Here is a 23509-nt window from a genome sequence, read left to right as displayed (position 1 = left end):
CGACCGGGGAATCAAGATTGCCGGGGCGCCCATTTCCTGGGGGGTGTGCGAGGTACCCGGCTGGGGTTACCAGCTGCATCGCGACCGGGTGCTGACCGAGATGCGCGGTGCGGGGTTGACCGCGACCGAACTCGGGCCGGACGGGTTCCTGCCCGCCGACCCTGCCGAGCTCACCGAAGTGCTTGACGCGCAATCCCTCTCGTGTGTCGGTGGGTTCGTCCCGGTGGTCTTGCACGACGCGAACCACGATCCGGCGCGCGACCTCGAGGGCCCGCTGGCATCGCTGCTCGCGGCGGGCGCCGGTGTGGTCGTGCTGGCCGCGGCCACCGGGTCCGACGGTTACGATTCGCGTCCCGAACTCGACGCCGACCAGTGGGCCACGCTGCTGGCGAATCTCGACCGGCTGTCGCGCATCGCCGCCGAGGCCGGATTGCTTGCGGTGCTGCACCCGCATGTCGGCACCATGGTCGAGACGCGGTCGGATGTGGATCGGGTGCTGGCCGGATCGTCGATCCCGCTGTGCCTGGACACCGGTCACCTGTTGATCGGTGGCACCGATCCGCTCGAGTTGGCGAAGGCCGTGCCGCACCGCATCAAGCACACGCACCTCAAGGATGTGGACGCCGCGCTGGCGGCGCGCGTCCAGGCCGGTGAACTCACCTACACCGATGCGGTGCGGGCCGGCATGTACACCCCGTTGGGTACCGGCGACGTCGACATCGCCGGGATCGTCTCGGTCTTGCGGGACAACGACTTCGACGGCTGGTTCGTGCTGGAGCAGGACACGATTCTGCAAGCCGAGCCGACAGACGAGGGGCCGGTGCGCGACGTGGTCGCGAGCGTGGCTTATCTGAAGTCCGTCAGCGCATGACCGAAGCTTGCGAGCGCATGACGGGCCTTCGCATCGGCGTGCTCGGCGCATCCCGCATCGCCGAGAAGGCGATCGTCGGGCCCGCGCAGGAACTCGGGCATCGCCTGGTGGCCGTGGCTGCCCGCGATCCGCGGCGGGCCGCGGCGTTCGCCGAGAAGTACGGGGTGGAACGCGTACTCGGCTCTTACGCCGAGGTGATCGAGGACCCCGAGGTGGATGTCGTCTACAACCCGCTGGCCAATGCCCTGCACGCGCCATGGAACGCGGCTGCCGTTACCGCCGGCAAGCCTGTTCTCAGCGAGAAGCCGTTCGCGCGCAACAGGTCCGAGGCAGCCGCCGTCGCCCAGGCGGCGGAAGCCGCCGGCGTCACCGTGTTCGAGGGATTTCACTATTACTTCCATCCGGTCACCCAACGCGCGTTCGCGCTGGCGGAAAGCGGCGAACTCGGCAGGCTCACGCACGTCGAGGTCCGGATGGCCATGCCCTTTCCAGCCGACGACGATCCTCGCTGGTCGCTGGATCTCGCCGGCGGCGCGCTGATGGACCTCGGCTGCTACGGCATGCACGTCATGCGGGCACTGGGCCGACGCGACATCGACGGGCTGGGCGGAGAACCGTCCGTCGTGCGGGCGCGTGCCGAGGAGCGGACGCCTGGGGTCGACGCGTCCTGTGACGTCGACCTCGCATTTCCCGGTGGGTGTACGGGGCTGAGCGCCAATTCGATGGTGGCCGAGGACTATTCGTTCACCATCCACATCGCCGGAACTCACGGGGACGCGTTGGTCCACGACTTCATCCGACCCAACGACGACGACCGATTGACCGTCCGTTCGGCGGCAGGAACCCGGGTCGAGCGCCTGGGCACCCGCGCCAGCTACACCTATCAACTGCAGGCGTTCGCCGACCACGTACAGCATGGGGCACCGCTGCCGTTCGGCCTCGCCGACGCGGTCGCCAACATGGGCTATGTCGATGCGGCCTACCGTGCGGCAGGGTTGCCGCCCCGGTGACTCACCGCGGCCTCACCTGGGGGCCGCCGTCGAGCCTCGCACCACCAACTTGGGCTCGCACACGAGATCGACCCGGGAGCCGGTGCCGTCGATGCGCTCGACGGCACGCCCGACCGCCAGTTCTGCGAGCTGCGCGCTGTCCTGTCCGACGGTGGTGAGATCGACGTGGGCGAGGCCGGCCAGCGGACTGTCGTCGAATCCGACCACCGACACGTCGGACGGCACTCGCACGCCGGCCCGGATCGCGACGTCGACGAACCCGAGCGCGCAGCGGTCGTTGAACGCGAACACCGCGGCGGGCAGCGCTGATTCGGTGGCAAGCAACGCGGTGGCGGCGGCTGCGCCTTCGCGTTCGGTGATGCCGCCGGCGGCGATGGTCGCGGCCACGCCTGCGGCGTCGGCGGCCTTGCGAAGTCCCTTGCGGCGTTCCGCGGCGCCGGGGGCTCGGCCGCCGTCGAGATATGTGATCGCGCGATGGCCGAGCCCAGCCAGGTGGTCGACCGCGAGTCCGGCACCGACCGCGTCGTCGCTGCGGACGGCGTCGACACCGCGGAGCTTGCGTGCCACCGTAACGACCGGCAGCCGGGTGTCGAGTTCGATCAGTTCGCGTGTGGGCAGTTCGGGGCCGATCAGCACCAGCGCCTCGACGCGGTTGTCGAGAAGGGTGCGTACGGCCTGCCGTTCACCGTGGTGCGGCGTCACGCAACTCAGCAGGACGTCATAGCCACGCAATTCGGCCGCGCGGTAGACGCCGTCGACCAAACCGGCGTGGAATTCCTGGCTCGCGGTGAAGACAACGCCGAGCAGGTTGGTGCGCGCTGAGCGCAGCATGCGCGCACGGGGATCGGGCCGGTAACCGATTTCGTCGGCGGCCCGGCGGACTCGCTCGCGGGTGGCCTCGCTGGCACCGGGGGCGTCCCGCATCACGATGGACACCAGGGCGCGCGAAACTCCTGCCCGCTGCGCCACGTCGTGGAGGGTCGGCCGGTCCCACATGGCGCCATTCTAGAACGTTCTAGGAACTCGTCTTGACGAAGTCTGCGCCCGACGGCTTTACTTTCCTCTAGAACGTTCTAGAAGAAACGGGAGTCCTCATGTCGGATCAGCTGCGGTTCGGTCTCATCGGCACGGGATGGATCGGACGCTTCCATGCCGAATCCCTGGCCCGACGAGTTCCGGATGCCTGCCTGGTGGCGGTCGCAGATCCGAATAACGAAGCGGCACAAGCCATCGGTGCGCCCCGAGCCTACGCAGACCCGATGGAACTCATCGGCGACCCCGCGGTGCAGGCCGTGGCGATCAGCTCGCCCGCGACCACCCACACCGACCTCGCCGTCGCGGCAGCGCAGGCCGGCAAGCATGTGTTCTGCGAGAAGCCCATGGCGCTCACGCTCCACGACGCCGACCGAGCCATCACCGCCGCGGCCGACGCGGGCGTCGCCCTGCAGGTCGGGTTCAACCGCAGATTCGCCGCCGACTTCGCCGCCGCGCACGACGCGATCATCGCGGGGACCATCGGCACGCCGCAGCTTCTGCGGTCTTTGACTCGCGATCCGGGGATCTCGGCCGAAGTGGCCGCACGTGTGAAGCCGTGGACGATCTTCAACGAAACCCTGATCCACGATTTCGACACGCTGTGCTGGCTCAACCCCGGTGCGCGGGTCACCGAGGTCTACGCGCAGGCCGCAGCACTGATCCACCCGCAGTTCGCCGAAGCCGGCTTCCTGGACACCTCGGTGGTCCAACTGCGGTTCGACAACGGCGCATTCGGCACCGCCGAGGCCAGCTTCCAAGCGGTCTACGGCTACGACGTGCGGGGTGAGATCTTCGGCTCCGACGGTGTGCTGCTCGCCGGCCGGGCTCCCGAGCAGGCCGGGCGGCTCAACACCGAGTTGTTCGCCGACGCCTACGTCGCACAGTTCGCCCATTTCGTCGACAGCATCCGGACCGGAACCACCCCGTCGGTGACCGGGCACGACGCCCGCGTCGCACTCGAAATAGCGCTGGCCGCAGCAGAATCGGTACGGACCGGTGCCCCGGTCGCGCTCGCCGGAGCGGTGCGCCGATGACCTTCCAACTCGCCGTCTGTTCGGAGATGGTGTTCACCGACCTCGACATCGTCGACCGGGCCCGGCGCATCGACGAACTCGGTTTCGCGGTGGAGATCTGGAGCTTTCACGACAAGGACCTCGACGCCCTGGCCGCCACGGGCGCACGCTTCTCGTCGATGACCGGCTATCTGCACGGCGATCTCTACGATCCCGCCGGCTCACGCGAAGTGGTGCGCACCGCCGAGCAAGCCGTCAAAGCCGCGGCGGTTCTCGGGGTTCCGCGACTCGTCGTGCACCCCGGAGAACTCGTCGACGGCCAGGCCGCCCGGCCGCGGTACCGCGCCACCGGCGAGATGTGGTTGTCGGCGCTGCGCGGGCTCGAAGCCCTCGGCGAACTCGGCGCCGCAGCAGGCGTCACGTTCTGCCTGGAGAACCTCAACACGATCGTCGACCACCCCGGTGTCCCGCTCGCCCGCGCCAAGGACACGCTCGCACTCGTCGAAGCAGTCGGGCACCCCAACGTCAAGATGATGCTGGACCTCTATCACGCCCAGATCGGCGAGGGCAATCTGGTCGATCTCGTGCACCGCGCGGGGCAGGCGATAGGCGAGATCCAGGTCGCCGACGTGCCGGGCCGGTGTGAGCCGGGCACCGGTGAGATCCACTACCCCGCCGTGGCAAAAGCGTTACGCGACAGCGGATACACCGGGACCGTCGGCATGGAGGCCTACGCTGCGGGCGACAGCGTCGCCGCCCTCGAAGCGTTCCGCGCGGCCTTTTCGGTCACCTAGCCCCGGCGAGGTCACCAACACCGCGAGCGTGCGGGTCTGTTTGCCCGATACGCCAAAATTGACGTACGAACACGCACGCTCGCCGCAACGCTCAGTACCGCCCTGGGCTTGCCGGTGCGCTAGTTCGTCGCGAACGCCTCCCGATTGCTCAGCAGGAACTCCCGCATGGTCGCCGGCTCCCGACCGGTGAGCGCACGCAGGGCGTCCGGGTCGGCCGGGAGCGTCCGGCCGCTCTGGGCCACCATCTGGCCGACCGCCGAAATGTGCTGCGCCATCGCGGCGTTGACCGCTTCGGCATCCGCGGAGCGGGACAGGGCCAGCAGATCATCGCGCCACTGCTCCCGGCTGATCGGCTCGTAGCGGATCGTGCCTGCCGAGGATTCGGTGAGCAGATCGGCGATCTCGACGTGGCTGTACTCCTCGGAGCCTTTCGCGAAGTACACGGTGTCGGTGAAACGTTCGGGGTGCAGCAGGGCGGCCAGCGCCAGTTCCGCGGCGTCACCGGCGCGGATCCACGCGATCTTCCCCGGGCCGAACGAGTTGCGGATGACTCCGTGCTCACGCACCCAGTGACTGTGCAGCACAAGCAGGTTCTCGTGGAACAAGGCCGCGACCCGCAGGATCAGCAGATCGAGGCCCGCCCAGTCCAGGACTTGCTCGGCCAACCACTGGGCACGCCCGAGATCGGAGGGGCTGTCCGGATGTGCGGGTCCCATCGACATCACCACGGTGCGCGGTGAGCGGCCCACTTCCCGCACGGCGGCAGCATAATTCGACGCCGCGCTCACCACGCCGGCGTCGATCGGATAGGTGAAGTAGGTCAGGTCGACATCGGCGAGGGCCGGCACCAGGGTGCGGCGATCATGCAGGTCGCCCACCGCGATCTCGGCACCGAGCGCCGCGAGCCGCTCGGTTCGCTCGCTGCGCCGGCGCGCCAGGATCCGTACCGGGTGGCCCGCCTCGCGGAGGCGGCGTACCAGGTATTCCCCGGTGTTACCGTGACGTCCGGTGGCGCCCGTGATGAGGATCGGGTTGGTCAAGATGTGTTCCTCTCGTGGTGGTGCTGACTCAGTCGAACGTGAACAGGACTTTCCCGCCGCGTTGTGTCGTCTGAGCGTGCTCGAAGGCCTTGCGGTGGTCGTTCAGCCGGTAGGTCGCTTCGACCGGTACGTGGAGTAGGCCGTCGGCCATCAGGGTGGCCAAATGACCCAACACGGCGCGGATTTCGCGGGCCGGTGCCCGGAAGTACCAATTGCCGAGCCAGAATCCGGTGTGGCGGAGTTCGCGCTGGAACAGGTCGGCCGACGTCAAACCCTGCGGCGCACCGGTCAGGGTGCCGTAGCTGACGACGGACCCGCCGAAATCCAACGCGGAGGTCAGCGGGGCCGCGGCCGGACCACCCAGTGGGTCGAGAACCAGTCGCAGTTTCTCCTCGCCCAGTGCGCTGGTGATCTCTGCCGCGAGGTCCGGTCCGCTGACCAACACAACATCTCCGCCGGCGCGGCGGACGTCCTCGACGGCGTCGGCACGCCGAACGACATTGAGCGTCTTGATGCCGCGCCGCCTGGCCAGCGTGATCACGTGCAGCCCGACCGCCGAGTTGGCGGCGGTCTGCCCCACCCAGTCCCCGATGCCCAGGGTGGTGATCCGCTCCAGTAACAGGTGGGCGGTCACCGGGTTGATGGACAACATCGCCAACTGCACGGGGTCGTCTCCCGGCACCACGACGACATCCTCCTGGGCGGCAACCACTTTCTGCGACCACGTGCCGTACTTGAAGGTGGGCAGGAGGACGGCCCGCCTGCCGACGAGAGCGTCGTCCGCACAAGGCCCCGCGGCTTCGACGATGCCGACACCCTCGGCACCGACGGTGGCCGGTAACGCGGGGCGCGCCAGGTAGCGTCCCTCGATCAACAACAGATCCGAGGGATTGATGGCCGCGGCTTCCATCCGCACCACGACGTCCCCCGGGCCCGGGGCCGGATCTGCGCCGTCGACCAGCTGAACGGACTCCTGGGGATCTCCGAATTCGGTCAGTACGAGATGCTGCACGGGTCCTCCTGCGAGTAGAGCGAGTGGGTTGTCAGGGATTTCGCACCGCGGTAGCCGCCTCACGGGACGTCACACGCAGGTCGGTGAAGCGCAGTGACACCAGCGGCAGCTGCGACCGTGGTTGCCACCGGTCATCGCGTAGGTAGGCGCGCCGCGTCGCCGGGACCTTCAGTCCGTCCACGTCGACGTGGTCCTCGACGTACTGGATCACGGGGATCCGGCCCGCGATGTCGAGGTGGTAACCGTGCCGGGCCAGCAGCAGATCCGGGCCGAAGTAGAACTGCTGGCGCCGGCAGTGGCTGGGCAGGCCGGCGGGCAAGGTGGCGCCGAGGCCGACGAGGCGCCGGTCACCGGTGCCGATCGGCTCGATGGCGTACGTGTGCACCCCGGGCAGCGTCAGCAGGAACGGCAGATTCAGGTAGTTCCACAGCGCGTATCCGCTGAAGTACGCGCGCTGCAACGGATTCCACGGGCTTTCGAGGATGTGCCCGGCAAAGGTATCCCGCACGTTGTGCCGCCGGGCCAGCTCGGTGCCGTCCTCGGCGACCAGCGCGGTGCCGTCCGCGGTGAATTCGACATGCGACGTGTCACCGGCCGGCCACACCGCCGCCCAGACCTCGCGCATGGCGACGGCGAACTTCCGCTTCGACCGGCCGGGCATCTTTTTGATCTCGAACAACGAGCCGCTGCTCTCCAACGTGCCCAGCACCTGTTGGCCGGCCCGCCAACGGTCCAGTCCGCCAGCCGCATTCAGGATGTCGTCGAGCAGTGCCATGGTGCCTCCCGGTGCCGGTGTACCCCGTGCCAGATCACAATCACCCGCTGAGTATAGTTTTGTCAACCCAGACTCTGGATGGAGGAACGATGACCGCCGAGCTCACCAACCCGCGCACCGACGGCTGGGGCCAGAAACGAACCAAGACCGTCAGCTGGCACGATCCCGCACCGGCCACCGCGATCGGCCTGTCGATGGCCGGGGTCGACTACCTGAACGCGGTGATCGACGGCACCCTGTCGCCGCCACCGATCGCCGGACTGATGGATTTCGCGATGATCTCCGCGGAGCCGGGACGCGTCGTGTTCACCTGCACCCCGGACGAGTCCGCCTACAACCCGATCGGATCCGTACACGGCGGACTGGTGTGCACGCTGCTCGATTCGGTGACGGGATGTGCCGCCCACAGCGCGCTACCCCGCGGCAAGGGTTACACCTCGATCGAGATCAAGGTGAACTACCTCAAGGCCGTTCGCGCGGGTATCGGCGAGCTGACGGCGACCGGAACCCTGGTCAAGTCCGGTGCGCGCGTCAGCTTCGCCGAGGGTGTCGTCACCGATGCCGCAGGCGCGGTCATCGCAACGGCGACCAGTTCGCTGCTGATCTTCGATCTCTGAGCTACCCGCGCTCAGTACCGGACCGCGCCGGCCAGCAACGGCGGGTAAATCCCGGACGGCTGCCCGTCGACGGTGGTGCCGGCAAACTGCAGGGTGGCGCGCATGGCCCCGTTGAGGTCGGCGGGGTAGTTCAGCGCGGGCGCGGACACCCGGTCCAGGCGGTCGCACTGTTCCGGTGTGAGCTCGACCTCCAAACCGGCGAGGTTGGCCTCCAGGTGTGTGAGCCGCCGGGCCCCGATGATGGGGACGACGGTACCCGGCCGTCCCCGCAACCACGCCAAGGACACTGCGGCAGAACTGGTTTCGAGCTCGGCGGCGATGGCGTCCACCGTCTCGATGACGGTGAACTGGTCATCACTCGGGCCGCCGACATAGGCCGCGCGCGCCGAATCCGACACCTCGCCGCCGCGCCGATACTTCCCGGAGAGGAAGCCGTTCTTCAACGGGCTCCACGGCACCAGTGCCATGCCCTGATCGGCCGCCAGCGGCGCCAGCTCACCCTCCACGGTGCGGGCCAGCAGTGAATATTCGACCTGCAGAGCGATCAACGGTGTCCACCCTCGCAGGAGAGCCATGGTCTGGGCCTGCGCGGTGACCCACGCCGGCGTGTTCGAGAATCCGATGTAGCGAACGGACCCGGCGCGCACCAGGTCGTCCAGGGCCCGCATGGTCTCCTCGATGGGCGTATGCCGATCCCAGTTGTGCAGCCAATACACGTCGAGATAGTCGGTCTGGAGCCGGCGCAGGGACTCGTGCAGCTGAGCGATGATCGCCGAACGGCCGGCACCACCTCCGTTCGGATCCCCCGGGTACAGATTGGTGAAGAACTTCGACGCCAACACGACCCGTTGACGCCGACCGGGGCTGCGGCCGAAGAAGTCGCCGAGAATCTTCTCGGAGTGGCCGTTGGTGTAGAAGTTGGCGGTGTCGACGAAGTTGCCGCCCCGGTCGAGATACGTCGCGAGAATGCGCTCGGACTCCTCGACACTCGTACCTGCGGCGCCGGGATCCTCTCCGAATGTCATGGCACCGAGCGCGAAGGGACTGACCCGAAGACCCGATCGGCCGAGGGTGAGGTAATTGTCGAGCGGCACTGAAGACTCCTTCGGATAAGGAAATTGGACATCTCCATCACAATTCAGGATCCGATCCCGCGGTAGATCGTTCCTCGCATGTTCTTGCATGATCCTGCTCAATGCGATCGGATCGGTCTAAGATCGGCGTCCGCCGTGGTTTCCTACGGATATGCGCGCTCGCATCGATCCCCTCTCCGAGATGTGTCGTCGCATCGACAGACATGCCAGGCCGGACATGGGCACGTCGATTCACGGACTGTTGCTGTCGAAGGTCAGAGGTTCGGCAAGTCCCGACTACTCGCTGACCGAACCGCTGCTCGTTGTCATGGCACAGGGCGGCAAACGGCTCCATCTGGGCGAGGAAGTGTTCGAGTATCGGGCCGGGCAGTATCTGCTCGTCGCCGCGAGCCTTCCGGTCACCGGGCACTACCTCGGAGCACCGACGCAAGCGGCGCTGGCGATGGGGCTTGTGCTGCGGCCCGCCGCCCTGGCCACGCTGATGCTGCAGGCCGGATCGGACCTGCCAATACGCGTCGCGGGCAGCGGTCCCGCGATCGCCACCGGAGACGCCGACCCAGACCTGCTCGACGCCGTCGCCAGGCTTCTCGCGTTACTCGACCGCCCCAGAGACGCACCGGTACTCGCGCCCTTGATCGAGCAGGAGATCCTGTGGCGCTTGCTCACTGGGCCGCACGGTGACACCGTCCGCCAGATCGGCCTTGCCGACAGCTATCTGACACAGGTGAATCGGGCCATCGGGTGGATGCGGGACAATTATGCCGCGCCGGTGCGGATCGAGGACCTCGCCAGGATGTCCGGTATGAGCACGTCGGCCTTTCACCGCCACTTCCGGGCGGTGACGGCGATGAGCCCGCTGCAGTTCCAGAAGCGAATCCGCCTGCAGCAGGCCAGGTCTCTTCTCGTCGCCCGCCCTGGTGACATCGCAGGAGTCGGACACGAGGTGGGTTACGAAAGTCCGTCGCAGTTCACTCGCGAGTACCGCCGACTGTTCGGCGCACCGCCTGGTGCGGATGCCGCGCGGTTGCGCGACGACCCACCACGCCGAAACTACGCTTTGTGACGGAATTCGGCCGGAATCCGTCACAAAGCGTAGTTTCGGCGCGGAAGAACTACTTGCGGCCCAATTCGTGCGACAGCGCCTCGAGTTCGTTGCCCCCGGCCATCTCCTGGGTCAGGTGCTCGAGCGTGATCTCGTCGTACGTGCAGTCCAGTTTCTGCCTGCCGCGGTTCAGCAGGACGAAGTGATCGCCGACCATGTGCGCGTGGTGCGGGTTGTGGGTGATGAAGATGACCCCGAAGCCCTGCTCCTTGGCCGCGGTGATGTAACGCAACACCATGCCGGACTGCTTGACACCCAGCGCGGCCGTCGGCTCGTCCAGGATGAGTACGCGGGCGCCGAAGAAGATCGCCCGCGCGATCGCCACGCACTGGCGCTGTCCGCCCGACAGCGAGCCGATCGGCGCATCGACGTCGGGCAGATCGATGCCCATCTTCTGCAGTTCCGAGATCGTCGTAGAGCGCATCCCGTTGATGTCCAGCGACTTCAGAATGCCCTTGCGGAGTTCGTTGCCCAGGAAGAAGTTGCGCCACACCGGCATGAGCGGCACCACCGCCAGATCCTGATACACCGTGGCGATGCCGGCCTTCAGCGCGTCCTTCGGCGATTCGAACACCGTGGGCTTGCCGTCGATGAGCAGTTTGCCCTCGGTCGGCTTGTGCAGGCCGGCGATGATCTTGATCAGCGTCGACTTGCCCGCACCGTTGTCACCGAGCACGCCGGTCACCTCGCCGGCACCGACGCGCAGGTTGATGTCCTTGAGCGCGATGATGTTTCCGTAGCTCTTGCCGACACTCCGCAGTTCGACCAGCGGCACCTCGCCGCCCGACGGTGACTCCGCAATCGGCGCTTCAGCAGTTGTACTCATTCACTTACCTTTTCGCTGCGTAATTGCGGACGACATTGTTGGCGATCACCGCGAACAGCAGCATCGCGCCGAGGAAGAACTTGAACCAGTCCGGGTTCCATCCGGCGTACACGATGCCCTGGTTGGTCATACCGAAGATCAGCGCACCGATCAGGGTGCCGATCGCGGTGCCGTACCCACCGGTGAGCAGGCAGCCCCCGATGACCGCGGCGATGATGTAGAAGAACTCGTTGCCGACGCCCTGTCCGGACTGAATCGTGTTGAACGAGAACAGCAGATGCATGCCGACGAACCAGGCGCAGAACCCGACCACCATGAACAGGCCGATCTTGACCTTGGTCACCGGCACACCGACCGCCCGGGCACTGTCCTGATTACCGCCGACCGCGAAGATCCAGTTGCCGACGCGGGTCTTGAACAACACGTACGTCGCGATGAGCGTGAACAGGATCCACCACAACACGGTGATCCGGACCTCGACCGGGCCGACCGAGATCGACGACGCGAACACCGTCCGCCCCGAATCGAACCCCTGCATGTCCGACACACTCGGTGTGGCCACCTGACCCGAAAGCAGTTTGGTCACCGCCAGATTGATTCCGGCAAGCATGAAGAACGTGCTCAACGTGATCAGGAACGACGGAATCTTGGTCTTCATCACGAGGTAGCCGTTGAAGAAACCCACGGCCAGCGACACGATGAGCGCCAGCGCCGCGCCCACCCACAGGTTGAGGTGCAGGTTGTAGGCGAGCATCGACGCTGCGAGCGAACTGGTCGTGACCGCGACGCCGGCCGACAGGTCGAACTCGCCGCCGATCATCAGCAACCCCACACCGACAGCCATGATGCCGATGGTCGAACTGGCATACAGCACGGTCGCCAGCGACTCGGGCGAGCGGAACGGCGGCGCGACGATGAGGAAGAAGACGAAGATGCCGACGGCACCGACTGCGGCACCCATCTCCGGGCGGATGATCAAGCGCTGCAGCTTGTTCTGTTCCTTGACGCGTTCGTCGTGGACGACCTTGTGACTCTCGAGATCGAGATCTGCCTGCGTACTCATCAGTGCTCTCTCTTCTTCGCGCAAGCGCTCATCATCAACGCGTTCCGTTCTTGGCATACTCGGCCACCGCATCGATATTCGACTTGTCGATGAACGACGGGCCGGTCAGCGTCGGCTGATTGCCACCAATGACGTTGCCGTTGGTGAGGTAGAGCCACAGCGAGTCCACGGCCAGATAGCCCTGCAGGAACGGCTGCTGGTCGACGGCCCACTGGACATCGCCGTTCTTGATCGCATCGACCAGTGCGGCATTGGTGTCGAAGGTCGCGATCTTGGCGGAACTACCGGCATTCTTCGCCGACTGGACGGCGGTCAGTGCGAACGGTGCGCCGAGCGTCAAGATGGTGTCGATCGCGGGATCCTGCTGCAGCTTGGCGGTGATCGTCGACTCGACGGACGGCATGTCCTTGCCGTTGACGTTGAGGACCTCGGTGGCGGGGAACGTGTTCTTCACGCCCGCGCACCGAGCTTCGAGGTCGACATGACCCTGTTCCTGGATGACGCAAACGACCTTCTTGGCGCCTTCGGAGGCCAACCGCTTGCCCGCTTCCTGTCCGGCGATGTAGCCGTCCTGACCGAAGTACTCCTTGACGCCCATCCCCTGCCAGGCATCGAGGCCGGCGTTGAACGCGACCACCGGAATGCCCTTGGCCGCGGCGTTCTGCACGGCGGCCTTCATGGCGTCGGGCTTGGCCAGTGTCACGGCGATGCCGTCGACGCCGCTGTCCACCGCGGTCTGAACATGGTTGGCCTGGTTGGGCGCCTCGGGATCGCTCGAGTAGCGCAGCTCGATGTTGTCCTTCTTGGCCGCGGACTCGGCGCCCTTGCGGACCAGGTCCCAGAAGGAGTCGCCCGGCACCTCGTGGGTGATCATCGCGATGGTCATCCGCGGGGTGTCGGCCGTACCCGCATCCGTGCCGCCGCCGCTGCTCTCCGGCTTGCCTCCGGTGCTGGAGCACGCGCTGGCGCCCAACAGGAGCACACTCGCCCCGGCGACCGCCACGAGCCGACTCAACCTCATTGTTTCTCCTTGCCTCGACGTCACCGGTGCTTGTCCGCCTGGAGTCCAGTGACAAGCGGCACGGCCTCGTCCCTGATGTAATACCGCTCACATCGGAAAGTCAAGACTTTGTTCGGACATTAGGACTGCATATCAAATCGCGGACAAACCGGACACCGCGCCGGCCACCATCTCGAGAGGTCGAGTGCCCGGCGCGAAAGCCATTGGCAGATAATCCCTTAGAGGTGCTTACCGATCGACGAGGGTGGTATCGAAGTAGTACCGCGATGCGCGGTACGCGTGGCTGCCGTACTCCACGATGCGGCCGGAATCGTCGAACGCGGTCCGTTCCATCACCAGCAGCGGGGCCTTCGGCTTCTCGTCGAGCAGCCGCGCCTCGTCGCGGTCGGCGGCCTTGGCGCCGATCCGCTGCCGGGCCAGCCGGATGTGCACCCCGCGGGTGCGCAGCGACTGGTAGAGCCCGGCCCGTTCCAGCTCGTCCTCGTCGGGGGCCAACGCCGCCGGCAGATAGTTCGTCATGAGCGCCAGCGGCTGGCCGTTCGACGTGCGCAGCCGACGCATCCTGGCGACCTCGGCCCCGGGTGCGAGGTTGAGCCGCTCGGCGATGTCGTCGGTGGCCGGACCGACGCTGTACTCGAGCACCTTGGTGGCCGGCTCCTGGCCGCCGCGCGCCAGATCGTCGTACAAACTCGTCAGCTCGACGGGCCGGTGGACCGGTGTCTGCACCACCTGCGTGCCCACCCCGCGCTTGCGGACGAGCAGTCCCTTGTCGACGAGTTCCTGGATGGCCCGCCGGGTGGTCGGGCGCGACAAGTTGAGCCGACTGGCCAACGCGAGCTCGTTCTCAAACCGGTCCCCCGGCTTGAGTTGTCCATCGAGGATGGCCTTTTCGAAGACCTGGGCAACCTGGAAGTACAGCGGCACCGGACTCGAACGGTCGAGTTCGACGGACAGCGTCGGGGTCACTCTCGCTCCGATCCTCGGGTGCTCCGCGCCCGGTTTGCGTGGAGTAGTGACATAGGGTACATGCAAATGACGGCAAGTAAGAATGTCCGAACAAAGTCTTGACAGCGACCGGTGACGGGGCGCACAGTCGACATCGACGCCAGGCGCGTTCGTCGCCGTTCCGCATCTGCCAGCCACATACGCACACCGCACCCGGGAGTCATACCGTGACCGATACCCCCAACCAGGATTTCGACGTTCTCGCCATCGGGCGCTGTGGCGTCGACGTGTACCCGCTGCAGATCGGAGTGGGGCTCGAACATGTCGAATCCTTCGGCAAGTTCCTGGGCGGCAGCGCCGCCAACGTCGCGGTCGCCGCGGCGCGGCTGGGGAACCGCAGCGCGCTGATCTCGGGAGTCGGTGACGATCCGTTCGGCCGGTACGTCCGCAACGAGCTCGCCGCCCTGGGCGTCGACAACCGGTTCGTCACGACGCACGACGCCTACCCGACGCCCGTGACGTTCTGCGAGATCTTCCCGCCCGACAACTTTCCGCTGTACTTCTACCGCAAGCCGTCCGCGCCCGACCTGCAGATCCAGCCGGACGAGATCGACACCGAGGCCGTGCGCAACGCCCGGCTGTACTGGTCGACGGTCACCGGCCTGTGCGAAGAGCCCAGCCGCAGTGCACATTTCGCCGCTTGGGAGGCGCGGGCAAGGGCGCCGCTGACCGCTCTCGACCTCGACTACCGGCCGATGTTCTGGGAGACCCCGGCCGCGGCCACCGAACAGGTGCAACGCGCGCTACAGCATGTGACGGTCGCCGTCGGCAACCGGGAGGAATGCGAGATCGCGGTCGGCGAGACCAACCCCCACCGCGCCGCCGAAGCACTGCTCGATCTCGGTGTCGAGCTCGCGATCGTCAAGCAGGGACCGCGCGGCGTGCTGGGCAAGACCCGGCACAGCTCGGTCACCGTAGCGCCCAACGAGGTTGACGTCGTCAACGGCCTCGGCGCCGGAGATGCCTTCGGCGGCAGCCTCATCCACGGCTTGCTGCACAACTGGCCGCTGGAGAAGACGCTGCGCTACGCCAACGCTGCCGGGGCGATCGTCGCGTCCCGGCTCGAATGCTCGACCGCGATGCCGACCGCCGCGGAGGTTGCAAATCTCGCCGAACAAACCGCCGTGGAGGCCGTCAATGTCTAATGCCGTGTGCACCAACTACGCAGAGATCACGGCTGTCCGCGCGGGTGATCCCGACGCGGTGGCGCGGGCGTGGCAGCAGCGGACCACGCGCCCGACCGTGCGTGGTGACGGCAGGCTGATGATCGTCGCAGCCGATCACCCCGCCCGGGGTGCCCTCGCGGTCGGTTCCCGGCCGACGGCGATGAACAGCCGCACCGACCTGCTCGACCGGTTGTGCACCGCACTGGCCGACCCGGGAGTCGACGGCGTGCTGGCGACCGCCGACATCCTCGACGACCTGCTGCTGTTGGGCGCGCTCGACGACAAGGTGGTGATCTCGTCGTTCAACCGCGGCGGGCTCGCGGGTTCGGCGTTCGAGCTCGACGACCGGATGACCGGCGCCACCGCCGCCTCGACCGCGGCCGCCCGCATGAACGGCGGAAAGATGCTGTGCCGCATCGACCTTGAGGATCCGGGCACGGTGTCGACGCTCGCGGCGTGCGCGCAGGCCGTCGACGAGCTCGCCGCCCACGGACTGATGGCGATGGTGGAGCCGTTCCTGTCGAGGCGCGTGAACGGCAAGGTGCGCAACGACCTGACCGCCGACGCGGTGATCAAGTCCATCCACATCGGCCAGGGGCTCGGCTCGACCTCGGCCTACACCTGGATGAAACTGCCGGTCGTCGAGGAGATGGACCGGGTGATGGACGCGACCACCCTGCCGACGCTGCTGCTCGGCGGCGACCCGACCGATCCGGACGAGGCATTCGCCAGCTGGGAAAAGGCGCTGGCGCTGCCGTCGGTGCGCGGCCTGATCGTCGGACGCACCCTGTTGTACCCGGCCGACGACGATGTGAGCTCGGCCGTTTCGACCGCCGTCGAGTTGGTGAGGTGACCGATGCATTCGAAGCTCTACATCCCGGCCCGCAGCGCTGAGCTGCCGTTCACCGTCGACGTCACGCCGGAGAGCGCAGGCTGGACCGAGTCCTCGTTGCGGGTCCTTGAACTCGACGACTCGCAGACCGCCGAGCTCCACACCGGCGGAACCGAAGTGATGATCTTGCCGCTGACCGGCGGGGGCACCGTCAGCTGCGGCGATGAGACATTCGAACTGTCGCCGCGCGCATCGGTTTTCGACGGCCCGGCCGACATGGTGTATGTCGGCATCGACCAGGAGTACGTGTTGGCCGGCGGCGGGCGCTTCGCGATCTGCGGGGCACGGGCCAAGCGCTCCTTTCCCAACCGGCGGGTCGCTGCGGCAGACGTACCGCTCGAACTGCGTGGTGCGGGCAACTGCAGCCGTCAGGTGCACAACTTCGGCACCGCCGACACGTTCGAGGCCGATTCGCTGATCGCGTGCGAGGTCATCACACCCGGTGGGAACTGGTCGAGCTATCCCGCGCACAAGCACGACGAGAACACGCCGACGCAGACCGCGCTCGAAGAGATCTATTACTTCGAGATCGCCGAAGGCCCCGACGGATCAAGAGGTTTCGGCTATCACCGGGTGTACGGCACACCCGACCGCCCGATCGAGGTACTCGAAGAGGTCCGCACCGGTGATGTCGTCCTGGTGCCGCACGGGTACCACGGCCCGTCAGTCGCCGCACCCGGCTACCACATGTACTACCTCAACGTGATGGCCGGGCCAGGCGCCGAACGGGCCTGGAAGATCGTCGACGATCCCGAACACACGTGGCTGCGCGGCACCTGGGACGGCCAGGACATCGATCCACGTCTCCCCCTGCACCAACCTCGTAAAGGAGCCTGACCGGATGGTCTCCACCGCACCCAAGTCGACCGAGAAGTTCGTCGACACCGAGCCCACCGTGCGACTCACCGTGGCGCAGGCCACCGTTCGGTTCCTGGCCAACCAGTATGTCGAGCGCGACGGCGAGCGGTCCAAGTTCTTCGCGGGCTGTTTCGGAATCTTCGGCCACGGCAATGTGGCGGGGCTCGGTCAGGCCCTGTTGCAGGATGAGGTCGAGGCCCACGAGGCAGGCCACGAGCCCGGCTTGAAGTATGTGCTCGGCCGCAACGAGCAGGCCATGGTGCACAGCGCCGTTGCATATACCCGGCAGAAAGATCGCCTGCAGGCCTGGGCGGTCACCGCCAGCGTCGGGCCCGGATCCACCAACATGCTGACCGGCGCGGCACTGGCGACGATCAACCGCCTGCCGGTGCTGCTGCTGCCCGCCGACACCTTCGCCACCCGGGTGAGCGCGCCCGTGTTGCAGGAACTTGAGCTGCCCTCGTCGGGCGACGTCACGGTCAACGATGCCTTCAAGCCGTTGTCGCGATACTTCGATCGGGTGTGGCGCCCCGAGCAGCTTCCGGCCGCGCTGCTCGGCGCCATGCGTGTGCTGACCGATCCCGTCGAAACCGGCGCGGCAACGGTGGCCATCCCGCAGGACGTGCAGGCCGAGGCGCACGACTGGCCGCAGTCCCTGTTCGCCGAACGCACCTGGCATGTGGCCCGTCCGCTGCCCGAACGCGCGGTGATCGCCAGAGCGGCCGACGTCATCCGCTCGGCCACCAAGCCCCTGATCGTGGCGGGCGGTGGCGTCATCTACTCCGGCGCCACCGAAGCCCTGGCCGCGTTCTGCGAACAGACCGGCATTCCCGTCGGCGAAAGTCAGGCGGGCAAGGGCTCACTGCGGTTCGATCATCCACAGTCGGTGGGCGCGATCGGCTCGACCGGCACCACGGCCGCCAACGCGCTGGCGGCCGAGGCCGACGTCGTCATCGGTGTCGGCACGCGCTACAGCGATTTCACGTCGGCATCCCGCACTGCGTTCAACAATCCCGACGTCCGGTTCGTCAACATCAATGTCGCGTCGCTGGATTCGGTGAAGCAGGGCGGTATCAGCGTGGTCGCCGACGCGCGAGAGGCGCTCGACGCGCTGAGCGCCGCACTGGACGGTTACGCCGTCAGCGACGAATACCGCTCGCGCACGGCCACACTCGCCAAGGAATGGGACGACACCGTGTCGGCGGCCTACGCCACCGAGGACGGCGTGGCCCTCAATCAGAACCAGGTGATCGGCCTCGTCAACACGTTGTCCGAGCCGGCGGACGTCGTGGTGTGCGCGGCCGGCTCCATGCCGGGCGATCTGCACAAACTGTGGCGGACCCGCGACCGCAAGGGCTATCACGTCGAATACGGGTACTCGTGCATGGGATATGAGATCGCCGGCGGAATCGGCGTGAAGATGGCCGCTCCGGATCGCGACGTCTTCATCATGGTCGGCGACGGCTCTTATCTCATGATGGCCACCGAGCTCGTCACCGCCCTTCAGGAGGGCGTCAAAGTCATTCCCGTCCTGGTCCAGAACCACGGATTCGCATCGATCGGCGGACTGTCGGAGTCGGTGGGCTCGCAACGTTTCGGCACGGCCTACCGGTACCGCGGCACCGACGGCCGCCTCGACGGCGCCAAGCTCCCGGTGGATCTGGCGGCCAATGCCGCCAGCCTGGGCGCCGACGTCATCAAGGCCGGCACAGCGGCCGAGTTCGCCGACGCCGTCAAGACCGCGAAAGCGAGCGACCGCACCACGGTCATCTACGTCGAGACCGATCCTCTTGTTTTCGCGCCGGACAGCCACTCGTGGTGGGACGTCCCGGTCAGTGAAGTATCGACGCTGGATTCCACCAAGGACGCCTATCAGCGCTACGCCGAGTGGAAGAAAGTCCAACGCCCCCTGATCAATCCATCCGATCGCTGAAGAGAGAACCGATGAGCACAATTCTCGTAGGGTCCGCCCCCGACTCCTGGGGCGTCTGGTTTCCCGACGATCCACAGCAGACGCCCTACACCCGATTCCTCGACGAGGTGGCGGCATCCGGCTACGAATGGATCGAGTTGGGGCCATACGGCTACCTGCCCACCGATCCCGAACGGCTGGCCGACGAGCTCGCGGCACGCAACCTCAAGCTGTCCGCCGGAACGGTGTTCGAGCATCTGCATCAGGACGATTCGTGGTCGGCGGTGTGGAAGCAGATCGAAGATGTCGCGAAACTGACTGCGGCCGTGGGCGGTAAGCATGTCGTCGTGATTCCCGAGATGTGGCGCGACCCCGCGACCGGCGCCGTGCTGGAGGACCGCAACCTCACACCAGAGCAGTGGAAGAAGAAGACCCAAGGCATGAACGACCTCGGTAAGGCGATGTTCGAGAAGTACGGTGTGCGTGCGCAATACCACCCGCACGCCGACAGCCACGTGGACACCGAGGAGAACGTCTACCGCTTCCTCGACGGCACCGACGGCGAGTTCGTCAACCTGTGCCTGGACACCGGACACATCAGCTACTGCGGTGGCGACAACATCGCGATCATCGAGCGGGCGCCGGAGCGGATCGGATATCTGCACCTCAAGCAGGTCGATCCGGAGGTGCGGGCCAAGGTCGAGGCCGAGGATCTGCCGTTCGGCGAGGCCGTCAAGCTCGGCGCGATGACCGAGCCGCCGCGCGGGATCCCGGACATGCCACCGCTGCTCGCCGCGGTCGAGAAGCTCGGCATCGACGTCTTCGCGATCGTCGAGCAGGACATGTATCCGTGCGACGTCGACGCTCCGCTGCCCATCGCCAAACGCACCCGCGCCTATCTCGGGTCGTGCGGCGTCCCGTCGGTGAAGTTCGGCTTGCCGACCGAACAGGAGAACCATGTCTGATCTACGTGTCGCCGTGCTCGGCGTCGGCATCATGGGCGCCGACCACGTGTCGCGATTGACTTCCCGCATCTCGGGGGCCAACGTGACGGTCGTCAACGACTTCATCACGGAGAAAGCCGAACAGATCGCGGCGGGCATCCCGGGCTGCCGGGTGATCGGTGATCCGCTCGACGCGATCGCCGACGCCGATGTCGACGCCGTCGTGCTGGCCACCCCCGGACCGACCCACGACAAGCAATTGCTCGCGTGTCTCGAGCACCGCAAGCCGGTGTTGTGCGAGAAGCCGTTGACCACCGACGTCGAGTCGTCCCTCGAGGTCGTGCGCCGGGAGGCCGAACTGGGTACCCGGCTCATCCAGGTCGGTTTCATGCGCCGCTTCGATCCCGAGTACATGCACCTGAAATCCCTGCTCGACGCGGGGGAATTCGGCACGCCGCTCGTGCTGCATTGTGTACACCGCAACCCGGCCGTCCCACCGAGCTTCGACAGTTCGATGATCGTCAAGGATTCACTCGTCCACGAGGTCGACGTCACGCGTTTCCTGTTCGACGAGGAGATCACCTCGATCCAGATCCTGCGGCCGGCACCCAATCCCGGTGCACCCGTTGGCATTCAGGATCCGCAGATCGCGATCATGCGGACCGCGTCGGGTAAACACGTCGACGTGGAGCTGTTCGTCACCACCGGCGTCGGTTACGAGGTACGCACCGAGCTCGTCGGTGAGAACGGATCGGCGTTCATCGGCCTCGACGTCGGGTTGATCCGCAAGGGTGCGCCAGGTACCTGGGGCGGCCAGATCACCCCGGGCTTCGGTGAGCGCTTCGGCTTGGCCTACGACATCGAGTTCCAGCGCTGGGTCGATGCGGTCAGAGCCGGTGCTGCGACCGGCGACTACACCGACGGCCCGACGGCATGGGACGGCTATGCCGCGGCAGCGGTATGCGCCGCCGGGGTCGAATCGCTCAACAGCGGTGACCGCGTCGAGGTGTCGATGGTGGACCGCGCCGCCGTCCCCGGCGCCTGACACACCTGCGCGAGCGTGCGGGTGCGCCGCCGACACACCCAGCCTCGGGCAGCATTCCCCACACGCTAGCGACGAGGATTCATGACCGATCCACGACTGGTGGCGACGGCGGGAGCCAGCGTTCTCTCGATGTGATCGCCGAGCGTGGGGGCTGCGGTTACCAGGGGTCCACATGGACTCCAACCCCCACACTCGGCGACGTCTTCCTCAGAGGATGTAGAGCATCTCCTGATAGGTCGGTAGGGGCCAAAGATCGTCGGCAACCAGCCCTTCCAGCACGTCGGAGGCAGTGCGAACGGCGTCCATCGCAGGCAGTAGCGCGTCGCGCGCGTGTACCGCTTCGTCGAACGCCGACTCCGCCGAGTGATCGTCAAGTGCCGCCTTCAAGCCGGCGAGCGCCGCCGACAGATCGGCGATGGGCACCGAAACCGCTTCCAGCAGTGACATGTTCGGCTCAATGCCGGCGGCCTTCATGGTGGCGACATTCTGTGCGAGCTCGGTCTGGTAGCGCACCGCCGCCGGCAACACTACCGTCGACCCAAGTTCCAGCGCCAGCTTCGCCTCGACCCCGATGGTGAGCGCGTACTGCTCGAGCCTCACTTCATAGCGACTGTGCAGCTCACGCTCGTTGAAGACGCCGTAGCGCTCGAACACCTCGACCGCCTCGGGCTTGATCAGCTCCGGAATCGCGTCAAGGGTGGTCTTGAGGTTCGGCAGCCCCCGCGCCTCGGCTTCGACCTGCCAATTCTCCGAGTAGCCGTCGCCGTTGAACACGACCGCGCCATGCTCGGTGATGACCTCGGTCAGCAGCTTCTGCACCGCCGAGTCAAAGTCATCACCGCCCGCGACTGCCTTCTCCAGCGCCGTGGCCATGTAGTCGAACGAGTCGGCCATGATCGTGTTGAGGATGATCATGGGCACCGCGACGGTCTGGCCGGAGCCGGGCGCGCGGAACTCGAATCGGTTGCCGGTGAACGCGAACGGACTCGTGCGGTTACGGTCACCGGGGTCGGTCGGCAGCGGCGGCAGGGTGTCGACGCCGATGTGCATGACGCCCTTACCTTTGGACGACGTCGCAGCGCCCTTGGCGATCTGTTCGAAGACGTCGGCGAGCTGATCGCCGAGGAATATCGAGATGATCGCAGGCGGCGCCTCGTTGGCGCCGAGGCGGTGGTCATTGGTCGCCGAGGCGACGGAAACCCGCAGCAGCCCGCCGTATTTGTGCACGGCGCGGATGATGGCGGCGCAGAACACGAGGAACTGAGCATTCTCGTGCGGGGTGTCGCCTGGCACCAGCAGGCTGCCCAATTCGGCATTGCCCACCGAGAAATTCACGTGCTTCCCCGAGCCATTGACCCCGGCAAACGGTTTCTCGTGGAAGAGACATTCCATGCCATGCTTTTTCGCGATGGTCTTGAACGTCGTCATCAGCAACTGCTGGTGATCTGACGCCAGGTTAGCGCGCTCGAACATCGGCGCGATCTCGAACTGGCCGGGCGCCACCTCGTTGTGGCGGGTCTTGGCGGGGATACCAAGCTTGAACAACTCCCGCTCGGTGTCCATCATGAACCCCAGAACCCGCTCGGGTACCGCACCGAAGTAGTGGTCGTCGAACTCCTGACCTTTGGGCGGCTTCGCGCCGAACAACGTGCGTCCGGCGTTGATCAGGTCCGGCCGGGCGAGGAAGAAGTGCCGATCGACAAGGAAATACTCCTGCTCGGGTCCGCAGAACGAAACCACCTTCTCCAGCTTGTCGTGGCCGAACAGGGTGAGGATGCGCTCTGCGTGCACGCCCATCGCCTGCTGGCTGCGCAGCAGCGGCGTCTTGTAGTCCAGCGCCTCACCGGTCATAGACACGAAAACCGTTGGAATACAAAGCGTATTACCGTTCGGATTCTCCAGGATGTAGGCCGGGCTGGTCACATCCCAACCGGTGTATCCACGGGCCTCGAAAGTGCTACGCAACCCGCCCGAAGGAAAGCTCGATGCGTCGGGCTCGCCTTGGATCAGCGTTTTTCCGGCGAACTCGGCCAGGGTCTGGCCGTCGGCGACGGGCTCCAGAAAGCTGTCGTGTTTCTCTGCGGTCAGGCCGGTCATCGGATAGAACACGTGCGCGTAGTGAGTGGCGCCCTTCTCCAGCGCCCAATCTTTCATCGCTGCCGCGACCGCGTCGGCTACCGCGATGTCGAGCTTGGCGCCCTTCTCGATGGTCGCAACCACGGACTTGAACACCGACTTGGGCAGTCGCGCCTGCATCTCGGCTTTGGTGAAGACATTGGCACCGAAGATCTCGCCGGGTGCCTCAGCGGGGTCGAAACTAATGGCCGGTGGCACGTAAGCCTCGACACTATTGATCGCCTGCAAACGGACCGCGTTTCCGCTCATGGGGCTCCTATCACCACGTGTGCTTGACC

General features: G+C 66.4%; 22 protein-coding genes. 12 read left to right on the top strand and 10 right to left on the bottom strand.

The window, feature by feature from the left end; translation table 11 throughout:
* Positions 1–10 precede the first annotated feature (10 nt).
* Both AWC31_RS30610 and AWC31_RS30605 read left to right on the top strand, forming a co-directional pair.
* Positions 11–871 carry a sugar phosphate isomerase/epimerase family protein gene (locus tag AWC31_RS30610; RefSeq protein WP_085149870.1) on the top strand — a complete coding sequence of 287 codons (861 nt, stop codon included), beginning with the start codon at positions 11–13 and terminating at the stop codon, positions 869–871.
* A 17-nt stretch (positions 872–888) separates the two neighbouring features.
* Complete coding sequence (locus AWC31_RS30605) at positions 889–1881, top strand: Gfo/Idh/MocA family protein (RefSeq protein ID WP_085148540.1); 993 nt, start codon at positions 889–891, stop codon at positions 1879–1881.
* A gap of 12 nt (positions 1882–1893) precedes the next feature.
* Here the strand turns inward: AWC31_RS30605 and AWC31_RS30600 are convergent, their stop codons facing one another.
* Positions 1894–2877 (bottom strand): LacI family DNA-binding transcriptional regulator, encoded by a 984-nt coding sequence (locus AWC31_RS30600; RefSeq protein ID WP_085148537.1) that lies wholly within the window; start codon positions 2875–2877, stop codon positions 1894–1896.
* A gap of 98 nt (positions 2878–2975) precedes the next feature.
* On the opposite strand from AWC31_RS30600, the gene AWC31_RS30595 reads away from it, so the two are divergent.
* Positions 2976–3950: a Gfo/Idh/MocA family oxidoreductase gene (locus tag AWC31_RS30595; RefSeq protein ID WP_085148534.1), complete on the top strand. Its 975-nt coding sequence runs from the start codon at positions 2976–2978 to the stop codon at positions 3948–3950.
* Positions 3947–4723 (top strand): TIM barrel protein, encoded by a 777-nt coding sequence (locus AWC31_RS30590; RefSeq protein WP_085148531.1) that lies wholly within the window; start codon positions 3947–3949, stop codon positions 4721–4723. The genes AWC31_RS30595 and AWC31_RS30590 overlap by 4 nt, the downstream gene beginning before the upstream one ends.
* A gap of 119 nt (positions 4724–4842) precedes the next feature.
* On the opposite strand, the gene AWC31_RS30585 is transcribed toward AWC31_RS30590, so the two are convergent.
* From AWC31_RS30585 to AWC31_RS30575, 3 genes are read right to left on the bottom strand one after another with little or no spacing between them, the layout of a single operon-like run.
* The gene (locus tag AWC31_RS30585; protein ID WP_085148529.1) at positions 4843–5763 is read right to left on the bottom strand and encodes an NmrA family NAD(P)-binding protein; all 921 of its coding nucleotides are present in this window, start codon (positions 5761–5763) and stop codon (positions 4843–4845) included.
* A 28-nt stretch (positions 5764–5791) separates the two neighbouring features.
* On the bottom strand, positions 5792–6775 hold the full coding sequence (locus AWC31_RS30580) for a zinc-dependent alcohol dehydrogenase family protein (protein ID WP_085148526.1): 984 nt from the start codon (positions 6773–6775) through the stop codon (positions 5792–5794).
* A gap of 31 nt (positions 6776–6806) precedes the next feature.
* Positions 6807–7550, bottom strand: coding sequence for a hypothetical protein (locus AWC31_RS30575; protein WP_085148523.1), 744 nt, complete (start codon positions 7548–7550; stop codon positions 6807–6809).
* Positions 7551–7639: 89 nt separating this feature from the next.
* Between AWC31_RS30575 and AWC31_RS30570 the strand changes: the two genes are divergently transcribed.
* Positions 7640–8167 carry a PaaI family thioesterase gene (locus AWC31_RS30570; protein WP_085148520.1) on the top strand — a complete coding sequence of 176 codons (528 nt, stop codon included), beginning with the start codon at positions 7640–7642 and terminating at the stop codon, positions 8165–8167.
* Between the two features lie 11 nt (positions 8168–8178).
* On the opposite strand, the gene AWC31_RS30565 is transcribed toward AWC31_RS30570, so the two are convergent.
* Entirely contained in the window at positions 8179–9261 is a 1083-nt protein-coding gene (locus AWC31_RS30565; RefSeq protein WP_085148517.1) for an aldo/keto reductase, read from the bottom strand.
* 151 nt (positions 9262–9412) lie between these two features.
* Between AWC31_RS30565 and AWC31_RS30560 the strand changes: the two genes are divergently transcribed.
* Positions 9413–10324: an AraC family transcriptional regulator gene (locus AWC31_RS30560; protein WP_085148514.1), complete on the top strand. Its 912-nt coding sequence runs from the start codon at positions 9413–9415 to the stop codon at positions 10322–10324.
* Between the two features lie 49 nt (positions 10325–10373).
* Here AWC31_RS30560 and AWC31_RS30555 read toward each other — a convergent pair whose 3' ends face one another.
* The 4 genes from AWC31_RS30555 to AWC31_RS30540 form a co-directional block, all read right to left on the bottom strand.
* A complete protein-coding gene (locus AWC31_RS30555) occupies positions 10374–11189 on the bottom strand; it encodes an ATP-binding cassette domain-containing protein (protein ID WP_085148511.1) in 816 nt (271 codons plus the stop codon).
* A 4-nt stretch (positions 11190–11193) separates the two neighbouring features.
* Positions 11194–12252: an ABC transporter permease gene (locus tag AWC31_RS30550; protein WP_067847266.1), complete on the bottom strand. Its 1059-nt coding sequence runs from the start codon at positions 12250–12252 to the stop codon at positions 11194–11196.
* Between the two features lie 34 nt (positions 12253–12286).
* Positions 12287–13273, bottom strand: coding sequence for a substrate-binding domain-containing protein (locus AWC31_RS30545; protein WP_067847269.1), 987 nt, complete (start codon positions 13271–13273; stop codon positions 12287–12289).
* 228 nt (positions 13274–13501) lie between these two features.
* The gene (locus tag AWC31_RS30540) at positions 13502–14239 is read right to left on the bottom strand and encodes a GntR family transcriptional regulator (RefSeq protein ID WP_085148508.1); all 738 of its coding nucleotides are present in this window, start codon (positions 14237–14239) and stop codon (positions 13502–13504) included.
* A 206-nt stretch (positions 14240–14445) separates the two neighbouring features.
* Between AWC31_RS30540 and iolC the strand changes: the two genes are divergently transcribed.
* From iolC to AWC31_RS30510, 6 genes are read left to right on the top strand one after another with little or no spacing between them, the layout of a single operon-like run.
* Positions 14446–15423 (top strand): 5-dehydro-2-deoxygluconokinase, encoded by a 978-nt coding sequence (gene iolC, locus AWC31_RS30535; RefSeq protein ID WP_085148505.1) that lies wholly within the window; start codon positions 14446–14448, stop codon positions 15421–15423.
* Positions 15416–16297, top strand: a complete 882-nt coding sequence (locus AWC31_RS30530; RefSeq protein ID WP_085148501.1) for a Cgl0159 family (beta/alpha)8-fold protein — start codon at positions 15416–15418, stop codon at positions 16295–16297. The genes iolC and AWC31_RS30530 overlap by 8 nt, the downstream gene beginning before the upstream one ends.
* Positions 16298–16300: 3 nt before the next feature.
* On the top strand, positions 16301–17173 hold the full coding sequence (gene iolB / locus AWC31_RS30525) for a 5-deoxy-glucuronate isomerase (protein WP_085148498.1): 873 nt from the start codon (positions 16301–16303) through the stop codon (positions 17171–17173).
* A gap of 4 nt (positions 17174–17177) precedes the next feature.
* Positions 17178–19127 carry a 3D-(3,5/4)-trihydroxycyclohexane-1,2-dione acylhydrolase (decyclizing) gene (gene iolD, locus AWC31_RS30520; protein WP_085148495.1) on the top strand — a complete coding sequence of 650 codons (1950 nt, stop codon included), beginning with the start codon at positions 17178–17180 and terminating at the stop codon, positions 19125–19127.
* Positions 19128–19138: 11 nt separating this feature from the next.
* On the top strand, positions 19139–20071 hold the full coding sequence (locus AWC31_RS30515; RefSeq protein WP_085148492.1) for a sugar phosphate isomerase/epimerase family protein: 933 nt from the start codon (positions 19139–19141) through the stop codon (positions 20069–20071).
* Positions 20064–21095 carry a Gfo/Idh/MocA family protein gene (locus tag AWC31_RS30510; protein WP_085148489.1) on the top strand — a complete coding sequence of 344 codons (1032 nt, stop codon included), beginning with the start codon at positions 20064–20066 and terminating at the stop codon, positions 21093–21095. The genes AWC31_RS30515 and AWC31_RS30510 overlap by 8 nt, the downstream gene beginning before the upstream one ends.
* A gap of 207 nt (positions 21096–21302) precedes the next feature.
* Here the strand turns inward: AWC31_RS30510 and AWC31_RS30505 are convergent, their stop codons facing one another.
* Positions 21303–23480, bottom strand: coding sequence for a glutamine synthetase III family protein (locus AWC31_RS30505; RefSeq protein WP_085148486.1), 2178 nt, complete (start codon positions 23478–23480; stop codon positions 21303–21305).
* Between the last annotated feature and the right edge of the window lie 29 nt (positions 23481–23509).

The sequence above is a fragment of the Mycolicibacterium wolinskyi genome (assembly GCF_002101965.1).
GTDB lineage: Bacteria > Actinomycetota > Actinomycetes > Mycobacteriales > Mycobacteriaceae > Mycobacterium > Mycobacterium wolinskyi.
The sequence above is the reverse complement of the archived record's forward strand: the minus strand, read 5'-3'. Positions and strand labels throughout refer to the sequence as shown.

What these genes read in the sequence shown, in the direction of transcription:
- AWC31_RS30605 (WP_085148540.1), top strand. Translation starts at nt 889, where the DNA reads ATGACGGGCCTTCGCATCGGCGTGCTCGGCGCATCCCGCATCGCCGAG.
- AWC31_RS30600 (WP_085148537.1), bottom strand. Translation starts at nt 2,877, where the DNA reads ATGTGGGACCGGCCGACCCTCCACGACGTGGCGCAGCGGGCAGGAGTT.
- AWC31_RS30595 (WP_085148534.1), top strand. Translation starts at nt 2,976, where the DNA reads ATGTCGGATCAGCTGCGGTTCGGTCTCATCGGCACGGGATGGATCGGA.
- AWC31_RS30590 (WP_085148531.1), top strand. Translation starts at nt 3,947, where the DNA reads ATGACCTTCCAACTCGCCGTCTGTTCGGAGATGGTGTTCACCGACCTC.
- AWC31_RS30575 (WP_085148523.1), bottom strand. Translation starts at nt 7,550, where the DNA reads ATGGCACTGCTCGACGACATCCTGAATGCGGCTGGCGGACTGGACCGT.
- AWC31_RS30570 (WP_085148520.1), top strand. Translation starts at nt 7,640, where the DNA reads ATGACCGCCGAGCTCACCAACCCGCGCACCGACGGCTGGGGCCAGAAA.
- AWC31_RS30560 (WP_085148514.1), top strand. Translation starts at nt 9,413, where the DNA reads ATGCGCGCTCGCATCGATCCCCTCTCCGAGATGTGTCGTCGCATCGAC.
- AWC31_RS30555 (WP_085148511.1), bottom strand. Translation starts at nt 11,189, where the DNA reads ATGAGTACAACTGCTGAAGCGCCGATTGCGGAGTCACCGTCGGGCGGC.
- AWC31_RS30550 (WP_067847266.1), bottom strand. Translation starts at nt 12,252, where the DNA reads ATGAGTACGCAGGCAGATCTCGATCTCGAGAGTCACAAGGTCGTCCAC.
- AWC31_RS30545 (WP_067847269.1), bottom strand. Translation starts at nt 13,273, where the DNA reads ATGAGGTTGAGTCGGCTCGTGGCGGTCGCCGGGGCGAGTGTGCTCCTG.
- AWC31_RS30530 (WP_085148501.1), top strand. Translation starts at nt 15,416, where the DNA reads ATGTCTAATGCCGTGTGCACCAACTACGCAGAGATCACGGCTGTCCGC.
- iolB (WP_085148498.1), top strand. Translation starts at nt 16,301, where the DNA reads ATGCATTCGAAGCTCTACATCCCGGCCCGCAGCGCTGAGCTGCCGTTC.
- iolD (WP_085148495.1), top strand. Translation starts at nt 17,178, where the DNA reads ATGGTCTCCACCGCACCCAAGTCGACCGAGAAGTTCGTCGACACCGAG.
- AWC31_RS30515 (WP_085148492.1), top strand. Translation starts at nt 19,139, where the DNA reads ATGAGCACAATTCTCGTAGGGTCCGCCCCCGACTCCTGGGGCGTCTGG.
- AWC31_RS30510 (WP_085148489.1), top strand. Translation starts at nt 20,064, where the DNA reads ATGTCTGATCTACGTGTCGCCGTGCTCGGCGTCGGCATCATGGGCGCC.
- AWC31_RS30505 (WP_085148486.1), bottom strand. Translation starts at nt 23,480, where the DNA reads ATGAGCGGAAACGCGGTCCGTTTGCAGGCGATCAATAGTGTCGAGGCT.